The organism is Collinsella sp. i05-0019-G5 (genome assembly GCF_042851345.1).
Classification (GTDB): Bacteria; Actinomycetota; Coriobacteriia; order Coriobacteriales; family Coriobacteriaceae; genus Collinsella.
In genome coordinates this window covers 597,314-614,901 of the sequence record NZ_AP031421.1, presented here as the reverse complement: position 1 = coordinate 614,901, position 17,588 = coordinate 597,314, and the positions used below count along the sequence as shown (strand labels likewise).

Below are 17,588 nucleotides of genomic sequence, written 5' to 3'. Positions count from 1 at the left end.
AATGGCCGGCCCGAGCGAGGGCGGCGGGATGCTCGAGGTGGTCGCGGCGCAGCGCCGCGACGTGCTCACCGCGGGCGACGTCGCGGAGACCGAGCGCGACGCCCTGGGAAACGTCTCGGAGGGAGCCGGCCCGCTCGACCAGGCGGGAGGCCCCGCCGCAACGGCGAAGGGGCGCCCTTCCAGGCCCGACGCGCCGGAAGGCGGGCTCGGGGACAAATTGTCCCAACCCGCCGGAGACCGGCGCGCGGCGGCAGCGATGCGCTCGCGCGTCGAGGCGGCGAAGCTGGCGATCGCCCGGGAGGCAGTCTCCCAGCTCGACGACTCGGAGGAGCTCGAGGGCGCCTCGGGCATGTACGACGCGGGGCATGCGGCCAAGAAGGCCGCGGGAAGGCTGCGGCAGAGGAAGGCGAAGAAAGCCGCCCAAGGCAGCCGCAAGGCGGCGACCGCCCTCGGCGCCCCAAAGGGAGGCGCGCGCGGCCCCGAGGCAGCCGGCGCGACCGCCCCGGCCAAGCACCAGGCGGCCCAGGCGGCCGCGCAGGCGTCGGGCGAGGCGGCCCGAGCCGCGGGGTCGAAGGGCGCCGCCTCCGCGATCGCGGGCGCGGTCTCGGGCGCGGCGCCCGCCCTGCTCGGGGCGGTGGCCGGCATCGTGGCCTTCGTCGCCTGCGCGCTCGCCGTCGCGCAGCTGCTGAGCGCGCTGTTCGGCTTCTGGGACGACGCAGCCTCCAAGCAGGGCCTCGAGGGGCTGCCGCCCTACATCACCTACGAGATGGTCGAGGCGGCGCTCGAGTGCCAGGAGGAGTACGGGCACCCGGCGGGCTGCACCATCGCGCAGATCATCCAGGAGTCCGGCCAGGGCGACCGCATGAGCCAGCTCGCAGAGCGCGACCACAACCTCTTCGGCATGAAGTGGTGGTCGGGCTACGCGGGCTGCCCCGAGGTGGCCGGCAAGGCGAACTGGGCCACCAGCGAGGAGTACGTGCCCGGCGAGCACACCCAGATCACGGCGAGCTTCATCCGCTTCGCCGGCGACGCCGAGTGCATCCGCTTCCGCAGCAGGGTCTTCCTGCAGGCGGAGCGCTACTCGGGCAACGCCCTCATCCGCGAGGCGATCGAGAGGCACGACTCGGACAGGATGGCCGAGGGGCTCAAGGACGCCGGCTGGGCGACCGACTCGTCCTACGTCGAGTCCCTGAAGTCGATCATGGCGCAATGGGGCCTCTACAGGCTCGACTCCATGACGGTCGAGGACCTGAAGGACCCGGCCGCGAACGGGAACGCGATCGTCGAGGCGGCGTACAGCCAGCTCGGCGTGCCCTACGTGTGGGGAGGCTCGACCCCCGGCAAGGCGCTCGACTGCAGCGGGCTCACGCAGTACTGCTACGCGCAGGCGGGCATCCGCATAAGCCACTACACGGGTTCCCAGTACGAGGAGCTCAGGCGCATACCGCTCTCGGAGGCGAAGCCCGGCGACATCCTCTACCGCTCGGGCCACGTTGCCATCTACATCGGCGACGACAGGTACATACACGAGCCGCGAACGGGCGACGTGTGCCGCATAGCGAGCGGCATCGGCAGCTTCAGCTGCGCGCTCACCGCGAGATAGGAGAAACCAATGCAGGGAAAGTCAAGGGTCATGGCCGCCGTCGCGGCAGGCGCGCTCACCGTGGCGCTCGGCGCGGGCGCGGCGCGCTGCGCCATCGCCCCGCAGGAAAGCCCCCAGGAGCTGGCGCCGCCCGCGATGGCCGGCGCCCCTGAAGGCACTGGCTCGGAGACTGGAAAGGCGACATCGGGCGCCGAGGCGCTCTGGAACACCGCGTGGACGGGCGCCGACGACCCGACCGCCACGCTGCGGATCGTCGAGGGCGCCATGGTGGAGAGCGCGGACGGCACCGAGCGCGCCTGGTTCTTCTCGGCCGAGGAGCCCTCCGAGGCCGGCGGCGTGCTCAGCGTGCCCATCGAGGTCAAGGGAACCGGCGACAAGGCGGGAGGGCTCTCGCTCATCCAGGTCTCGGGCGGCGGGGACGCCCGCACCCTGGCCTGCGACCTCCTGACGCAGGCCTACGTGCCCCAGAAGGCGCAAGACGGAGCGTTCTCCGTGACCGGCACCGACGACCGCCTCTCCGAGGCGCTGGGCGCGGATGCCGCCGCCATCGAGGAGGCCGTCGCCGGGAAGGCGGCGAAGGTGTCCCCGCAGGCGACGGGAGCCACCTGGGACAAGGAGGTGTGGCTCGACTACGCCTGGAACGTCGCGTCGACGACCTTCACGCTCGACGACCCCGCCTCGACGGTGGTCACCGTGGTCTCGCGCAGCGGCTCGCTGGAGGCGATGTAGCCGTGCGGGCGCTTGAATCGCGACGCCGAAGGGTCTTCGCCGTCTCCGCCGCGGCGGCGTTCGCCCTCTGCGCGCTCCTGCTCGTCCCCGCGCAGCCGGCATACGCCGACATAGCCGGGGACGTCAACGATTGGCTGTGCGGCCTTCTGCGCGACTGCTGCAACTGGATGTTCAAGGCGCAGACGGGCGTGCTCGGGTCGATCGGCGCGAACGGGATCCTCTCGGCCGACTTCGCGCACATGCTCACGAGCTCGAGCGACCTGACCATGCACGACGTCGCCCGGGGCGTATGGCAGGTTGCCATCCTGCCGATCGGGTGCGGGGTGCTCGGCCTGGTCTTCACCCTGAAGCTCATCGAGATATCCCAGCGCATGGACGGCAGCCAGAGCCTCCCCGGCGTCAAGGAGGTCGTGTTCCTCCTCGTGTTCTTCGCCGTGTTCCTGTTCCTCATACAGAACAGCTTCGACCTGATGGCGTCGATCTACGAGGTCTGCGGGCTCGCCATCGACCGAGTCGAGGCGCTCTTCGGCGCCGGTGGCGCGCTCGACCTGCCCGAGGTGTCAGTCGTCACCACCGACGACGACATCCCGTCGCTCATCGCCATGCTCGTCGTGAGCCTCATCAGCTGGGTCGTGGTGCTGGCGGCCTACGTCGTCGCCCTCGTGGTCTGCTGGGCCCGCGCGCTCCAGCTCTACATCATGGCCGCGTTCGCCCCGATCCCGCTGGCGTTCCTCGGCATGGACGCCACGCGCCAGATAGGCCTTGGCTACCTGAAGAGCTTCGGGGCGGTCTGCATCGCCGGCGTCATCATCCTCGTGCTGCTCATATCGTTCCCGCTCGTGCTCGGCGGGCTCACCGGGGCGAACCCCGGGACGGGCACCCCGGCCGACGCGGTCGCGAACGGGCTCACCTACGCGCTGCAGTACCTGGCCATGTGCGTGCTGCTCATCCTGGCCCTCGTGAAAAGCGGCTCCTGGGCGCGCGACATCGTGAGCGGCTTCTAGCGGAAAAGCGAGGAAGGGGGCGGTCGCCATGAGATAGGGGCGCCGCGCCGGGGCACGCGTCCCGGCGGATGAAGACAAGGACCGATTGAAAACGAAAAGGAGGAAAGACATGGAAGAGAGGAAGAACGTGTACCTCTCGCTGCACAAGAGCTTCGTGCGCGAGGGCATCGAGTACACCGACCGCGCGACCGGCGAGGCCAGGACCTTCAACTCGGCGACCCTTCCCAAGGGCACCGTCGTCGACGGCATGGACGTGGGAGGCTACGAGTTCAGCCCCATGTTCGTTAACGAGAGCCGCTTCAAGGGGGCCGACTTCCGGGACATACCGCTGCTCGCGAACCGCGAGGTGTGGCTGAGGAAGACGGTGATGGGCCCGGACGGCCAGCCCGAGCTCGACGAGGGCGGACGCGCGGTCAAGGACACCGTGAAGGTCATGCCGGCGCAGCTCAAGGAGGCCGTTGACGCAGGGCGCTCGCGCTACCTCGCGGAGCGCGCCGAGCACGCCCGCCAGGCGAGCCGCGCCGCCGAGCACGAGGCGCCCCGCGCACAGCGAAGCGTCGAGAGATAGGGAGGCGGAAAGATGAACGCAGCGAAAGACTGCACCCTGCAGGAAAAGCTCCTCCGATGCGCCATGGCGCTCATCCTGGCGGCGGGGGCGCTGCTCGCCTCCGTGGCGGCCTCGCCCGCCTACGCCGCGCCGAGCACGGTAGACGTGTCCGTCGGCGGCAAGATCCCCTACGGCGGCTTCGCCACCACGTGGATGAGCGCCGACGGGAACATCGCCTACTGCGCCGAGCCCTCGTCCCCGACGCCCGCGCCGGGCTCCTACTCGACGAGCCCCGTGCCGAGCGACGACGTGACAGCGGCGATCTGGTACTCGTTCGGCTCTCCCGGCTTCGACGCGTCGATGTTCCCGGGCAGCTGGTACGACGGCGGCGGCTGGGACGACGCGAAGTACGCCGCGGCGAGCCATGTGCTCATCGCCTACGCCTACTCTGGGTCCGAGTCGGCTGCCACGCACGGCACGAGCGCCGAGTTCGCCTCCTGGGCGAAATCCGAGCTGATCGGCGGGACCTTCGCCAAGATGAAGGCGGGCGCCGGCAAGGTATCCGCCGGGTTCGAGGCATTCTGCGTCAGGACCGGCGGCGGCTCACAGACGCTCGTGAGCTTCAGCTGGTCCGCAGGCGGCGTCAAGGTCGCCAAAGAGGACTCCGAGGCGGGCGCAGAGCCCCAGGGCGACGCCTCGCTCGACGGCGCGAGCTTCTCCGTCGTTAACGAGACCGGCCGGTACGTGCTGGTCGGCGGCAAGTACTACGCCGACGGAGAGGTCTGCGCCACGATCAAGACCGCGCCCGAGAACGGATCGCACGTCGCCGCGACCGGCGCCGACGCACTTCCCGCAGGCAATTACCGCATCGTCGAGTCCGGAGCGCCCGAGGGCTACGACGCCAGCGACGCCTCCGTCGCGTTCACCGTGAAGGCCGGCGAGGTGCGCGACCTCACGGGCGACCCCGTGACCGACGAGGTCTTCCGCGGCGGCGTGCAGGTGACCAAGTCCGACAAGGAGCTGCAGGCGTCCGAGGCGCTCGCGGGCAGCGGCCACAAGGAGGCGCCTGGCGAGCACCCCGGCCTCGACGGGATCGAGTTCACCGTCACGAACCGCTCGGCGCACAAGGTCCTCGTTGACGGCGAATGGCGCGAGCCGGGCGAAGCCGTGGCCACGCTGACCACCGCATGGAACGACGAGGCCGGCGCCTACACCGCGCAGACCGCGGCCGACGCACTGCCGTACGGAACCTACGACGTGCGGGAGACGGCGACGAACGGGAGCTACCTGCTGACCGACGGCGAGCCCCGCACCTTCGAGGTCCGCGCCGGCGGCGAGATCGTGAGCGCCTCCGCGGACGGCGCCGCGCTCGAGTTCCGCGACCAGGTGGTGCGCAACGACCTCGAGCTCTCCAAGAAGAGCGAGTCCGACAACGCCGGCCTCATGGTCCCGTTCGCCATCGAGAACGCGGCCACCGGCGAGACTCACGTGCTGGTGACGGACCGCAACGGCGACGCGTCGACCGCGAGCAGCTGGAACAGGCACTCGAGGGACACCAACGCCAACGACGCCCTGCTCGGCCATGAGGGCCCGATTGCCGCCGCAGACATGGACCCGAAGGCCGGCATCTGGTTCTCGCTCGGCGAGGACGGCTCCTCGGCGCCGGTCGACGACTCGCTGGCGGCACTGCCGTACGGCGCCTACACCATGACCGAGCTGCGCTGCGAGGCCAACGAGGGCCTAGAGCTCATCACCAGGAGCTTCTGGATCGAGCGCGACTCGACGATGGCCAAGGCCGTGTGGATGGGCCTCGACGACCAGGAGGGCCCGCGCATCTCCACCACCGCAAAGGACGGGGCGGACGGCGACAAGGACGTCTCGGCCGACGCCGAGGCCAAGGTCGTCGACGCGGTCGCCTACGAGGGCCTGAAGGCCGGCGAGGCGTACGAGCTCTCGGCAACCCTCGTCGACAAGGCGACCGGCGAGCCCGTGGCCGACGCCTCGGGCAAGCCCGTGGGGGCCAAGGCAGAGTTCGCGCCCGCGCTCTCGACGGGCAGCCAGGAGGTCGAGATCTCCTTCGACGCGAGCCTGCTCGGCGGCCGCGACCTGGTCGCGTTCGAGAGCCTTCGCAAGGACGGCGCCGAGGTGGCGTCGCACGCGGACCTCTCCGACGAGGGCCAGACCGTCCACGTCGCCGTCGAGGTGGGCACCCAGGCGGCCGACGCCGCCGACGGCGACCAGGTCATCGAGGCCGGCAAGGCAAAGGTCGTCGACACGGTGGCCTACAAGGGCCTCGTCCCCGGCGAGACCTACATCGCCGTGGGCACGCTCATGGACAAGGGCACCGGAGAGCCGTTCCTCGACAAGGACGGCAACGAGGTGACCGCGCGCACGCCCTTCGAGCCAGAGGCGCCCTCCGGCACCGTCGAGGTGACCTTCGAGTTCGACACCGAGGGCCTGGCCGAGGGAGACGAGCTCGTCGTCTTCGAGAAGGTCCTGGACTCCGCCGGCAACGTCGTGGCGGCCCACGAGGACATCGACTCCGCCGAGCAGAGCGTCGTCGTGGACAACCCCGACACGCCCGAGGTGCCCGAGGAGCCCTACGCCAAGACCGGGGCCGACGCCCCCGACGCCACCGGCTACGCCGTGGCCGCAGGCATCGCTCTAGCAGCTGCGGCGGGCGCGGGCGGGGCGCTCGCGTACCGCAAGCGCAAGACGGCCGGCGCAAGCAAGGACGCGGCAGCCGAAGAGCCTGCCGAAGAGCCGGAAGAGTAGCGGCGCCGCATCGATACCGAACCGGAGGCCCTGGGCGCCCGCCCGGGGCCTCCCCTGCGAACGGGGGAGGACATGAACAAAGGGAAAGCCGCCACGGCACTCGCCATTGCCGTGGCGTTGCTGGCGCTGGCGGCGCTCGCCGTCCTGCCGCTGCCCGAGAGGAACCCGTACGGGGTGCACGAGGCGCCTGCTGCGGAAAAGGATGCGGCAATGGAGGCTCAAGAGACGGGAGGCGGCATCGACTGGGACGCCCTTCCCGCCTCCGTCGTCGCTTGGGTGCACGTGCCGGGCACGACCGTCGACTACCCGATCGTCCAGGGCCGGCCCGAATCGCCCGACTTCTACCTCACGCACGACGCCGGCGGCGAAAGATCAGCGTGGGGCGCTCCCTACATCGACGCCGGGTGCGCGCAGGGCGCCGAGAGCCCGCTCGTCATCGTCTACGGGCACCACATGTCCGACGGCACTATGTTCGCGCCGCTCGCGCAATACTCGTCGCGCGGTTTCGCCGAGGGGCACCGCACCATCCGGGTCTACACCCGCGAGAATGCGATCGAGCTCGAGGTCTTCGCGGCTGACGTGGTCGACGCGAGCTCAGAGGGCAAGCGGACCAACTTCGCCGGCGCTGCGGAGCTCGACGCCTACCTCGGGGACAAATTGTCCCAGTGCGAGGTCGTCCTGGAAGATTCGGCGGACATCGCGCATGCCTGGGCCTTCGTGACGTGCAGCTACCAGACGAGCAACTCCCGCACCGTGGTCTACGCGAAGGAGGTGGAAACATGGGATTCGCGCCCTTCGGAATAGGGCTCCTCATGGGGCTCCTCACGCTCACGGCCTACGCCTGCTGCGCAGCCGGCGACGACGACCGAGACTAGGACTTGCAGATCGAAACTACAACCGAATATGGCCCTTCGACCCCTTGCCGCTATATCTCGGCAAGGGGTCTTGCATGTGGTGAGATAATTTACGCACTTGATAGAAACAAGACGCTGCCGGCTGCTTCTCGATAAGCTTCCGGTTGTCCATGAATAGAGGTACGCAATTGGGAAAGATTAAGCTGCAAGACGTCAAAAGGGCCATCGACATCGGAAAAGACGTTCTGCCCTTCGTTGAGCCCGCTGTGAACAAATACGGGCCCGCTCTGATCGACTGGGGGCAGCAAAGGGGGAAGCAGGCGGCAGATAGCCTGGGAGAAGCCAGGGACTCATTCCTTTCAAAGGGTCGGGCAATCAAAGACAAGAAGGAGCAGCAAAAGTCACTCGAGGCATCCCGCAAGAAGGCCGTGGCAAGCTCGCTTCCGCCGATCTCCGCAAAAGATTTCTTCGAGAACTTCGAGAACAACGTCTCCAGCGAAGCCGACCTCAGCGATGGGTACATGGCGATCGCCGGCTGCTACGCCGTCGTCACGATGAAATCGGCACGAGAGAAAGACCCTTCCGCCTACGAGGACGTCTATGTCGGTTGCGGCAAATCCATGGGCTTCAGCATATACACACAGCTTTGCGGTTTCGGCAACATCGACGTCTACGCTGACTTCAAGTTCAAAAGACCAATGATGATTCTGCTCTTCCCGTGTGAGGAGAAAGACCTCGAGACCCGCTATGAGGCCCTCGTCAGGGATCTTCAGGCCGAGGGCTCGTACAACAAATGGGACGTCCTGGCGCGTTCCGATGAGGCGAGATAGGCGCTAAGAGCATGAGCGACAAAGAACTTGCGCCAATCAGCGTCGAGGTCGTTCCCGTCGAGGACTTGGAGAACATCAGGCTCGTCGCGAACGCCGATGCGGGCAAAGAGAACAACGTCGGCATCGGAGAGCGGGCGGACGCCATTCTCGGCCTCGCCTCGGACGTCATAGACCTCGTCGAGGAAAACAGCTCTACAAAGTCGAGGTTCCCGAAGGCTACAGCTTTAAGGACCTCGTCGCCTCGAAGAAGGATCCGGAAGCGGTAAGGGCCCTCGTCCGAGACCCGAAAGGTCGCCTGAGCGGCGACGTCTCCCTCAAAGCCGCTGGGGTCAGCCCCGCACAGATCGCCAGCGTCGGCCTTGCCGCAGCGGCGATGGTTGTCGGTCAGGCGTACATGACCGAAATCAGCGACAGCCTCCAGTGCATCGACGCCAAGCTGGAATCGATCGCCTCCATGATCGCCGGCGACCAGAGGGCGAAGGTCAAAAACGCCCTGGACATCGCTAGGACCTACGCAGCCCTTCATGACGATTACCTCCAAAAGCCCGCCGAGGCACGACAGGCGGCAAGAAACGAGATCGAGGGCAGGTACAACGACGTCGGTCAGGTAATCGATTGGATTACCGAGCAACTCGCCGGCATCGAAGACAAGGCCAGGGACGCCGCTGAGCGCGAAAAAGACCTCGAACCGTTGCTTAAAGAGGTCCAATCCTACGAGGCTCAGTTGGGGGTGCGGCGTGGAGTATGGACCACCGGTTTCTCGGCGCGCGCCTCATTTCTCGACAGCGTACACACATTGTTCGCGTTCGGCGCCGCATCCCCTTTTTCCCAGGATCTTTGTTCCGAATTGAGATACAGACGATCAGAGGCTATCCTGCTCATCAGGATGCTTGCATACTTTGATGGTGCGAGTTGCGGACACGCAAGAGCTACGCGTTTGGTTCGTTTTCAGCGGTGTTGGAAGTATCGGCTCAATGAAAAGCCAAGTTGACATTTTCGTGGACCGAGGCTTAGAAATGGCTTTTCTCGCTTGCGCAGACATGGTGCATAAAAGCGTTTTGCTTGGGAATTCTAACGAAATAAATAACCGCATAACGTAAACGCAACCAAAGATACAAAAGGAATCGAATGGCCGGAGAGGATTGCCCTTACCGATGGTCGATTCTTGACAGGCAAACTCAAGCCTCGTTATTATTACATGGTTTGCCAGACCGAATTAACAAAGGAGGGGTGTCGTGGTTGGTCTTTTCCGCACGTGGATGAGCGCCTAGAAAGCGGCGCTGTTGTGGCGTCGCGCTGTTTCTGCACGCCATTCCACGATTGGACATAACCATGATGTTTGAAACCTCTCGGGGCAGGTTTGCTCTGCTGTGCCATTCATGGCAATTCAAGCTTTGTTTCGTATGGGGCGGGGAGCTCGTTTCGACATTGACGAGTTCGATTCTCCAAATGGGTCTTATTTGGCATCTCGCCCTCACGACAGGGTCGTCTTCTCTCCTCTCCTTAGCATCGCTGGCAGGCTTTCTGCCGATTGCTTTGTTCGAAATCCTTGCGGGCGCCGTTGTCGACAGACTGCCTTTGAAACGTGTCCTCATCGGCGCCGACCTCTTCATTGCCGCGGTGGGTGCCGCCTTGGCGATTGCCTCGTTGGCCGGCGGCTTACCTGCATGGCTAATTCTCATCGCCCTGTTTCTCCGCGCAGTTGGCACTTCGTTCTACACGCCGGCCTCCCAATCTCTCACGCCCCATCTCGCCCCGCCAGAGCATCTCGTTCGCCTATCGGGGGTGACTCAGGCGATTCAGTCCGGCGGATACATTCTTGGCGCCGCGCTTGCAGCAGTGATTTATCCCGTGGCGGGCATTACCGCCATGATTGCCCTCGACGTGCTGGGAGCGCTTTTCGCTTCTCTAGCTGTCCTCGCCGCGCGGATAGACGCAGGAGGACTCGACGAAGCCGACCGCAGCTTGTCCTTTTCCAATAAGGTTCGAGAGCTCTTCTCTGAGATTTCGGACGGCTACAAGCTGACTAGGGGGTACAGGGGGTTGTTCGCCCTTCTTTGGTGCGGGTTCGTCTTCGCTTTCGCGTTCTCTCCGCTCGCGGCATTGTTCCCAATAATGACCTTGGGGCATTTTGGCGGTAGCACGGGGGATGCTGCTTTGGTGGAAATCCTTTTTTCTGCAGGCATGCTGGCTGGGTCCGGCATCTTGGCAGTTACGGGAGGGTTCCGCAATAGGTCGTTCACCATGGTCGCCGCGATTGCCGGCTTCGGCATTGCCGCAATCGTATCCGGATCGCTCGGCCCGTCATTGTTCGCTGCTTTCCTGCCGGTGAGCTTTCTTATGGGCGCATGCTCCCCGTTGTACGCGGGAACCCAGACTGCCCTTATGCAGGAGCAGATACCTCCTGAGTACCTAGGCCGCGTTTTCGGCCTCTACGGAACCATCATGGCGTGGGCCATGCCCATGGGCCTCGCGGCCCCCTCCGTTTTTGCGGATCTGCTTGGAGCTCCGTTATGGTTTGTCGGCTCTGGAGCGACCATGGTACTGCTTGCGATGGCTATGCTGCTTGCTCCGAGCGTCCGAAACGTGGGGAAAAGAGATACCGGGCGGATTCAATAGCCCAAGTATTCGAAAAAAAGAGGCAGCAGCCATCGGTTCACGCGTCAGCCTTCAAGCCCTTGCGACGACGAGGTATTGCACCGACATCCCACATCGCGCTCCTTATTCGTCGCCAACTATCATTTTCGGATTTGCCGGCTTGCGCAAGGTCAAAACGCTCGCGCCGGCAATTGGGCAAAGGCGAAAAATCGACGTGAGCAATCTTTTTTGGCATGGCTGCGCTTCCAGTAAAAGGCTAATACACAAAAGGCGGTTCAACCTATGGAACTCATAGTCAAAGCTAAAGACATCTTTTTGGAATATGCCGGCCGCGATATCCTGGATATCGAAGAGTTGGAAATCTACTCCTACGATCGCATCGGCTTGGTGGGAGACAATGGCGCAGGCAAAACCAGCCTGCTTAAAATTCTGAGCGGCAATCTTACCATTGCGGACGCCGACGTCAGGCGCTTCGGCAGCATTGCCCTCATCGGCCAACTCGATGAACTCGACCTTGATGCGGCTCAGGACAGTGGTGAGATGCTCTCCCGTCTCAACGTCGCCGGAGTGGCGCAAGAGACGATGAGCGGCGGAGAGGAAACACGCGCCAAGATTGCCTCTGCGCTCTCCCAGCATGCAAGCGCGATCTTTGCTGATGAGCCTACGAGCCACCTCGACCAAGACGGCATCAGCCTTCTCGTCGGACAACTCAAGGCATTTGATGGAGCCCTTCTCATTGTGAGCCATGACCGTTATTTTCTCGATCAGGTAGTGGACAAGATCTGGGAGCTCAAAGACGGCGGTATTTCCGAATTCTGGGGTGACTACACCGACTATCTGCGACAGAAAGAAGAAGAGCGCAAAGTTCAGGCGGCTCGATACGAAGAGGCGATGCGCGAGCGCGAGCGCCTTGAAGCCGCCATCGAAAAACAACGGAAAAAAGCACGGCAGGTCGACGCCAAGCAGAAGGGCGCAAAGAAAAGCAACGAGTATGCAGGTCGATTGGGGCATCAGAAAGCAACCGGCACCAAACAGAAGAGGATGTACCAGGCGGCTAAGGACATGGAGAAGCGCCTCGAAGCGCTCGAAGGGATTGAGGCCCCCGACAGCATTCGCACCGTGCGGTTCCGCCAGAGCAAGGCCCTGGAACTGCATAGTAAATTTCCCATCTCGGCAGACGATTTCAGCTTGAGCTTCGGCAACTGCATGCTCTATGACCACGCGAAATTCGAGATACCGCTCGGTGCCAAAGTGGCCATCACCGGTGGCAACGGTACAGGAAAGACCAGCTTGCTGAAGGCAATCGCTCGACGCGCCGACGGTATCAACATCTCTCCCAAGGCAGAGATCGGTTACTTCGAGCAAACAGGCTACAAGTTCGACGCCCGTCAGTCTGCGATCTCGTTCATGCAGGATGGTTGCGAGTACAGCATGACCGAAATCCGAAGCGTCCTCGCCTCTATGGGAATCGGACCGCGTGACCTGGCAAAGGACGTTGGCGTTCTCTCGGGAGGCGAAGTCATCAAGCTGCTGCTCGCGAAGATGCTGCTGGGCAGATACAACATCTTGCTCATGGACGAGCCTGGAAATTACCTGGACATCAAGAGCGCCGAAGCCCTCGAGCAGATGATGAGCGCCTATGCCGGAACGATAGTGTTCGTCTCCCACGATAAGAGGCTGGTCGAGAACGTCGCAGACATTATTTACGAAATAAAGGACACCAAGCTAGTCAAAATCTTTCAGCGCGAATAACCCTAAATGAGCAGGATATATTCCCAGAATGGAGACAAAAGGCCTCGAAGGGGGGGTGCCTCCAGGCCCTGTCGGCGCTCGCCATGACGCGCATGTACTACGACGGCAGCATGGACGACCGCAGCGCCCTCATCGAAGAACAGCGGATCCTGGACAAATCTCAGGGCTTTCTGAAAAAGAGGCAGGTCCTCGCAGCGCTCATGGAGATGAAGATCGGGGGCATGAAAGGGACGCCCATCGCGCTTCCTCGCGGAGCCCAGGGAAACGCCCTCAAGAGGCTGGTCTCTCAGACCCCCAGAGCCGCTGCAAAAGAGCAACTCCTCGAAGCTAAGGTTGAGATGCGCGCGAGCCTACGCTCCGGAGAGTCGAAGCTGAGGTCCGAGGCCGAAGATCGAAAAGGCAAAATCCAACGCATCGCGGCGGTATCCCGGTCAGCCAGGACGCTGCTCACTGATGGGACCGACTGCTGGCTCATCGACGATCAGACAGATTAGGAAAGACAAAGAGGCGGGCAATTGCCCGCCTCTTACTACATCACCCACTTGAACACGGCGCGGAACAGCCAGACGAAAAAGCCCAGCGTGACCTTAAGCGCCGCCTTGAGGAACCTACCAAGCCTCTTCATCGACGTCACCCCAATCTTCCTTGACCTTGCGGGCACCATCCTCGGCGCCCTCTTCCTTCTCTTGCGCGAGCAGCCTCGCCAGCTCGTCGGGCACGCCCGGGACCTCCGCCCTCCCCAGCGCGCGCTGCAGCTCCTTTATCTGCGACTTCAGCGGTTTTGAGGGAGGACCCACGTGCTCGCGGTAGCAGGCGCCGATCGCGGCCGCGTCGCACAGGTATCCCCGCACCCGGGCGAACGCCTCGTCGCCGTCGAGCAGGACGCGCCGGGCTCGCCCGAGCTCGGCCTCCGAGGCAAGCATGAAGCGCCATCCGCGGGACCTGCGTGCGGCCGGGATGCCGTCCGCGGGCGCGTCGGCGCGCCAGTCGTCGCGCACCTGGTGCCAGTTCGCCGTGAGCCAAAGCCCCTTCTCGGGCACCTCACGCATCTCGAGCTCGAACTCCGTGAGCATGTTCGCGCCGGAGAACGGCGACCCCTCCGTGAACGAGAGCGTGTCGAACAGCGTCGTCCTGCCGCCCTCGTACTCTATCCTCACCATCATCTCCGGCCCCTCTCCCTGCGCTGGTCCTGCTGGGCCCGCTGCCGCTCGGCGGCGAGGATGCGCTGCTGCTCGTCCTCATGCCGGCTGCCGCGCTGGTTGTCGCCGGCTTCGCCGCGCTTGTCGCCGTTCCCGTAGCGGGTCTTGAGGGGCATGAGGCCGTTCTCCGCTATGTAGGCTCGCGCAGCCTCGAGGCGGCGGTACCCCTCGCCGCCCGCCTGGCCGCGGCGCTCGAGCGTCGCCATCCTGAGACCGAACTCCTCGATCGACTCGACGTCGAACTTCGCGCAGGTCTCGAGCGCCGAGGAGAGCCTGCTCAGCTCCGAGAGGTCGTTGAGCTCGAGGGCCCGCTCGGCGGCCTCGCGGATGCGCGCGGTGCTCGCGTCCGTGGGGCGGTAGGCGCCTTCGCGCTCGAACCGCCGGCGGAGCATCTCCTTGCCGTAGACGAACCCCAGGCGCTCGCCGCTGACCTTCTTGGACGGCTCCTCTGCCAGGCTGAACACCCAGTCGTCCCGCCTCGCCTTGGCCGAGTTGTCGGCGACGTGCACGCCCAGGGCGTCGAGGATGCCGAGGAACTCCGCCTCGTCGCGCGCCGTGGTCTTGGCGAGCGCGACGCGGGCGCGGATGTCGCCGACCCACGAGTAGCCGCCAGAGCGCATGATCTCCTTCTCGGCACGGCCCAGGTAGACGCTCCTGCGACTCCTGGGCCCGCCCGCGCCGGCGCGCCCTCGCGCCTTCGACGGCGATTCTGGCGCCCGGTCGTTGGAGAGGCCCGACAGCCCGCGCTCGCGGGCCATGTCCTGAAGGTCTCGGTTGAGGTCCTCGGGGTGCTGGGTCTGCATGCGGTAGCCCGTGCGGAGGTTCGCGTTGTTCACTACGATGTGCGCGTGCGGTATGCCGCGGGCGTTGTCGTCGTGGTAGACGATGGCGATCTCGTGGTCGCCGAAGTGCTTGAGCGCCCACGAGCACGCGAGCTCGCGCAGCGCAGCCAGGTCGATGTCGTCGCCGGGGTCCGGCGAGAGCACGAAGTGCTTGAACGTGCGCGCGGGCTTTCCCCTCCAGGGTGCGTCCGTGCCGAAGGCGGCGCGAGTGGCGTCCATCTCGGCGTCCCAGGCGCAGGCCTCCTTGGCCTCGTCTCCCAGCGCGCCGGCGTCGCGCTCGTCGTAGCTCAGGTTGAACAGGTCGCGCGCGAGGGCGCGGCCTCCCTTCTCGAGGTAGCGGCGGATGCCTCCGGTCGCGCCGTGGCCGCTTATCGGCTTCAGGATCGGCATGGCGACCCCTCCACGAGCGAGTCGGCTCCGATGCGCCCGAGCTCGGCCGCCATCTCGCGGGCCGCGGCGTTCACGTCGGCGAGCTCGCGCTCGATCGTAGGGACGCTCTCCGCCACGAGGTCGCGGTCGACGCGCCCATGGCGGGCGTGGAAGTTGATGAGGTTCATCGCGTGCACGGCCTGGTTGTAGTGGTAGCCCCACTTCGTGAGCTCGCGCGACATCGCCCACAGGGCCCTGCGGTCCACGAGTATGCGGTGCTCGTCTCCCGCGTTGGCCTCCGTCGACAACGGTATGCGCACGAGGTAACGCAGGTACTCCGACTTGCTGAGGCCGGCGCGCTCGCACCGCTCGCAGAGCGCGTCGTAGTCGCCTCCCTCCATGCGGAACGTGACGCGGCGCTCCTTGCCTTTGGCGACGCCGGCTTCCTCTTCCATGGCGGATTCCTTTCCTCGGGCCCGCCGCGCGGCGGGCGCGTCTCTCTAGGGGCGCGGGGGATCCCCCGCAGGCGGCGGCCCGGCCCGGGCGCCGCCTCTGGGACCGGGCCTCGCGTAAGCGGGCTCCCCAACGGCCCGCGGCATGACGGGTCCGAGGCCGCCCGGTCCCCAAGTGCTATGGACGCCCGACGCGATGTCGGACGCCATAGGCTACTTGCTGGATTTCGGGCCTGAGGCCCTTCTGCGGCGCTTTCGGGCATCGGTGCCCGCATCCGTGTAGGGCGCGGTCATGAGCGCCATCTCCCGCAGCAGCGAGAGGTCGGCCGGGCTCGGGCTCTCGGGCGGGCTCTCCAGGAAGTCGGCGACGAGCCTCGCGGCCTTCGCGATGCGGCCGTCGGGGCCTGCCTGCGTCTTGCCCTCGCTCCTCACGTAGTCGGAGAGCTCGCGCTTGGTGCGCCGCCAGGGCTCCATCGCGGCGTGCATCTCCGCCTGGCGCTCCTTCGGCATGCCCGCGAGCGTGCGCACCGCCTCGGCGCTGAGGTTGCCGCGGTCGGCCTCGGCGGCCCACTCGGGCGAGAGGTCCTCGGCGATGCGGCGGGCAAGCCTCTCCTCGCGCGCGATGGTCTTGCCGGAGACCTTGCGGCCCGTCTGCCGCTCGATGATGGCGGCCTTCACGTCGTCGACGCGCATGCCGGAAAGCGACGGGTCCTCGGAGCGCAGGCGCACGGCGTCGCCCCTGAGCGCCTCGGTCGCTGCGGCGCGCTCGGTCACGGTGAGCGCGCGGGTGAAGTAGTTCGCGGCGTGGAGCAGCGTCACCGCCCGCTCGTCGTCGATGCCCTCTATCACGCGGCAGGGCATCTTCTCGTAGGCGGGGTCGTCCTTGGCGAGCAGCGCGTAGGCGGCCTTGCGCCGGTGCCCGGAGACCATCTGCCACGAGCCGTCGCCGACCTTGCGCACGAGCGGCAGGTCGGTGAGGCCGTCCTCGCGTATGGACTCGGCGAGCTCGGCTATCCCCGTTGGGTCCATGGAGTAGGCGGCGTTCGCCGGGTGGTCGGCGATGTCGGCCACCGCTATCTCGGACACCGGGTAGCGCCCGCGGGTGCGCGACGCGCCGTCGAGAAGCCCCGTGATGGTGAAGCCCGCGGCCACCTGGCTAGGCGAGCTCACGGGACACCTCGTCGGCGAGAGCTTCGTAGTCGCGTGCGGGGCGGCTCCCCGGCTCGAAGGCCGCCACCGGCTTCCATTGCCAGCTGCCCTCGCAGACCTTGCTGCTCGCGTGGATGACCGTCTCGAACTGCTCGCCCGGGAAGAACCCGTCGAGCACGGCCGCGCCCGTGGCCTCGGCGTTGGTCATGCGGCCGGGCACGCAGGTGCGCAGTATCTTCCATCTGGGCGTGGGCATGCGCAGAGCGTCCGCGATGGAGCGCGTCGCCTCCACGGTGAGCGCCGTGCCGCGCATCACGGTGGAGTCGAGCTTCACGGGGATGACGACCATGCCGCCCTCCGTTGCGGCGAGGTAGGCGTTGAAGGCGAGCCTGCGCATCACGGGGCTGCAGTCGATGAGGCAGACGTCGTAGGAGCCCGAGGCGTCGTCGAGGGCGAACTTGAGGCGCTGCTCGCGCAGGAGCATCTCGTTCTGGTCGACGAGGTCGATGGTCGAGGCCACCACGTCGAGGCCCTCCCCGGCGGCGTAAGCGACCTCTTCCACGGGCGCGCCGCCGTAGAGCAGCTCGACCGAGGTGCGGCGCTCGGAGGCGGCGCGGTCGTAGAGGCCGAAGAAGTCGGTGGCAGACGCCTGCGGGTCGAGGTCGACGAGCAGGGTCCGAAGGCCCCTGGCGGCGAAGATGGCCGCCAGGTTGACGGCGGTCGTCGTCTTGCCGACGCCGCCCTTGTAGTTGGAAATGGCTATCGTGCGCATGGGTCGCGTCCTCTCTAGCGTGGGGCGCGCCTCGCCGCATCCGGTCCGGCGCGCCCCGAGTCTCGGAGCGTCGGGACAAAACCGTACGGATTTGTCCGACAAGCGGAGTGTAC

General features: G+C 65.9%; 17 protein-coding genes. 12 read left to right on the top strand and 5 right to left on the bottom strand.

The window, feature by feature from the left end:
- Position 1: 1 nt before the first annotated feature.
- The 12 genes from ACGHIZ_RS02730 to ACGHIZ_RS02675 all read left to right on the top strand — a co-directional run bounded on the left by ACGHIZ_RS02730 (position 2) and on the right by ACGHIZ_RS02675 (position 13,186).
- Positions 2-1,603, top strand: a complete 1,602-nt coding sequence (locus ACGHIZ_RS02730) for an NlpC/P60 family protein (RefSeq protein ID WP_390448954.1) — start codon at positions 2-4, stop codon at positions 1,601-1,603.
- Positions 1,604-1,633: 30 nt separating this feature from the next.
- A complete protein-coding gene (locus tag ACGHIZ_RS02725; RefSeq protein ID WP_390448951.1) occupies positions 1,634-2,332 on the top strand; it encodes a hypothetical protein in 699 nt (232 codons plus the stop codon).
- Between the two features lie 2 nt (positions 2,333-2,334).
- Entirely contained in the window at positions 2,335-3,336 is a 1,002-nt protein-coding gene (locus ACGHIZ_RS02720) for a conjugal transfer protein TrbL (protein ID WP_390448948.1), read from the top strand.
- A 109-nt stretch (positions 3,337-3,445) separates the two neighbouring features.
- A complete protein-coding gene (locus ACGHIZ_RS02715) occupies positions 3,446-3,904 on the top strand; it encodes a DNA gyrase (RefSeq protein ID WP_227110334.1) in 459 nt (152 codons plus the stop codon).
- Positions 3,905-3,916: 12 nt separating this feature from the next.
- Positions 3,917-6,658 carry a VaFE repeat-containing surface-anchored protein gene (locus ACGHIZ_RS02710; protein WP_390448945.1) on the top strand — a complete coding sequence of 914 codons (2,742 nt, stop codon included), beginning with the start codon at positions 3,917-3,919 and terminating at the stop codon, positions 6,656-6,658.
- Positions 6,659-6,730: 72 nt separating this feature from the next.
- On the top strand, positions 6,731-7,462 hold the full coding sequence (locus tag ACGHIZ_RS02705; protein WP_390448942.1) for a class B sortase: 732 nt from the start codon (positions 6,731-6,733) through the stop codon (positions 7,460-7,462).
- 238 nt (positions 7,463-7,700) lie between these two features.
- Positions 7,701-8,342, top strand: coding sequence for a hypothetical protein (locus ACGHIZ_RS02700; RefSeq protein WP_199408229.1), 642 nt, complete (start codon positions 7,701-7,703; stop codon positions 8,340-8,342).
- A gap of 11 nt (positions 8,343-8,353) precedes the next feature.
- On the top strand, positions 8,354-8,608 hold the full coding sequence (locus ACGHIZ_RS02695; protein ID WP_197736875.1) for a hypothetical protein: 255 nt from the start codon (positions 8,354-8,356) through the stop codon (positions 8,606-8,608).
- A gap of 128 nt (positions 8,609-8,736) precedes the next feature.
- Positions 8,737-9,333, top strand: a complete 597-nt coding sequence (locus ACGHIZ_RS02690; RefSeq protein WP_199408227.1) for a hypothetical protein — start codon at positions 8,737-8,739, stop codon at positions 9,331-9,333.
- Between the two features lie 341 nt (positions 9,334-9,674).
- Entirely contained in the window at positions 9,675-10,961 is a 1,287-nt protein-coding gene (locus ACGHIZ_RS02685) for an MFS transporter (protein WP_390448939.1), read from the top strand.
- A gap of 261 nt (positions 10,962-11,222) precedes the next feature.
- Positions 11,223-12,692, top strand: coding sequence for a ribosomal protection-like ABC-F family protein (gene abc-f / locus ACGHIZ_RS02680; RefSeq protein WP_075279303.1), 1,470 nt, complete (start codon positions 11,223-11,225; stop codon positions 12,690-12,692).
- A gap of 92 nt (positions 12,693-12,784) precedes the next feature.
- Positions 12,785-13,186, top strand: a complete 402-nt coding sequence (locus tag ACGHIZ_RS02675; protein ID WP_198666432.1) for a hypothetical protein — start codon at positions 12,785-12,787, stop codon at positions 13,184-13,186.
- Positions 13,187-13,300: 114 nt separating this feature from the next.
- Here ACGHIZ_RS02675 and ACGHIZ_RS02670 read toward each other — a convergent pair whose 3' ends face one another.
- The 5 genes from ACGHIZ_RS02670 to ACGHIZ_RS02650 all read right to left on the bottom strand — a co-directional run bounded on the left by ACGHIZ_RS02670 (position 13,301) and on the right by ACGHIZ_RS02650 (position 17,475).
- Positions 13,301-13,855, bottom strand: coding sequence for a hypothetical protein (locus ACGHIZ_RS02670; RefSeq protein ID WP_075279302.1), 555 nt, complete (start codon positions 13,853-13,855; stop codon positions 13,301-13,303).
- Positions 13,852-15,123, bottom strand: a complete 1,272-nt coding sequence (locus tag ACGHIZ_RS02665) for a relaxase/mobilization nuclease domain-containing protein (protein ID WP_117205493.1) — start codon at positions 15,121-15,123, stop codon at positions 13,852-13,854. Before ACGHIZ_RS02665 ends, ACGHIZ_RS02670 begins: the two co-directional genes overlap by 4 nt.
- A complete protein-coding gene (locus tag ACGHIZ_RS02660) occupies positions 15,111-15,557 on the bottom strand; it encodes a CopG family transcriptional regulator (RefSeq protein WP_117205494.1) in 447 nt (148 codons plus the stop codon). Before ACGHIZ_RS02660 ends, ACGHIZ_RS02665 begins: the two co-directional genes overlap by 13 nt.
- Before the next feature lie 210 nt (positions 15,558-15,767).
- Entirely contained in the window at positions 15,768-16,724 is a 957-nt protein-coding gene (locus tag ACGHIZ_RS02655) for a ParB/RepB/Spo0J family partition protein (protein ID WP_096227022.1), read from the bottom strand.
- Entirely contained in the window at positions 16,711-17,475 is a 765-nt protein-coding gene (locus tag ACGHIZ_RS02650) for a ParA family protein (protein ID WP_033499416.1), read from the bottom strand. Before ACGHIZ_RS02650 ends, ACGHIZ_RS02655 begins: the two co-directional genes overlap by 14 nt.
- Positions 17,476-17,588 lie beyond the last annotated feature (113 nt).

Bases quoted from the DNA above. Each gene is read 5' to 3' on its own strand.
- ACGHIZ_RS02730 (WP_390448954.1), top strand. From the start codon at position 2: ATGGCCGGCCCGAGCGAGGGCGGCGGGATGCTCGAGGTGGTCGCGGCG.
- ACGHIZ_RS02725 (WP_390448951.1), top strand. From the start codon at position 1,634: ATGGCCGCCGTCGCGGCAGGCGCGCTCACCGTGGCGCTCGGCGCGGGC.
- ACGHIZ_RS02715 (WP_227110334.1), top strand. From the start codon at position 3,446: ATGGAAGAGAGGAAGAACGTGTACCTCTCGCTGCACAAGAGCTTCGTG.
- ACGHIZ_RS02710 (WP_390448945.1), top strand. From the start codon at position 3,917: ATGAACGCAGCGAAAGACTGCACCCTGCAGGAAAAGCTCCTCCGATGC.
- ACGHIZ_RS02705 (WP_390448942.1), top strand. From the start codon at position 6,731: ATGAACAAAGGGAAAGCCGCCACGGCACTCGCCATTGCCGTGGCGTTG.
- ACGHIZ_RS02695 (WP_197736875.1), top strand. From the start codon at position 8,354: ATGAGCGACAAAGAACTTGCGCCAATCAGCGTCGAGGTCGTTCCCGTC.
- ACGHIZ_RS02690 (WP_199408227.1), top strand. From the start codon at position 8,737: ATGACCGAAATCAGCGACAGCCTCCAGTGCATCGACGCCAAGCTGGAA.
- ACGHIZ_RS02685 (WP_390448939.1), top strand. From the start codon at position 9,675: ATGATGTTTGAAACCTCTCGGGGCAGGTTTGCTCTGCTGTGCCATTCA.
- abc-f (WP_075279303.1), top strand. From the start codon at position 11,223: ATGGAACTCATAGTCAAAGCTAAAGACATCTTTTTGGAATATGCCGGC.
- ACGHIZ_RS02675 (WP_198666432.1), top strand. From the start codon at position 12,785: ATGTACTACGACGGCAGCATGGACGACCGCAGCGCCCTCATCGAAGAA.
- ACGHIZ_RS02670 (WP_075279302.1), bottom strand. From the start codon at position 13,855: ATGATGGTGAGGATAGAGTACGAGGGCGGCAGGACGACGCTGTTCGAC.
- ACGHIZ_RS02665 (WP_117205493.1), bottom strand. From the start codon at position 15,123: ATGCCGATCCTGAAGCCGATAAGCGGCCACGGCGCGACCGGAGGCATC.
- ACGHIZ_RS02660 (WP_117205494.1), bottom strand. From the start codon at position 15,557: ATGGAAGAGGAAGCCGGCGTCGCCAAAGGCAAGGAGCGCCGCGTCACG.
- ACGHIZ_RS02650 (WP_033499416.1), bottom strand. From the start codon at position 17,475: ATGCGCACGATAGCCATTTCCAACTACAAGGGCGGCGTCGGCAAGACG.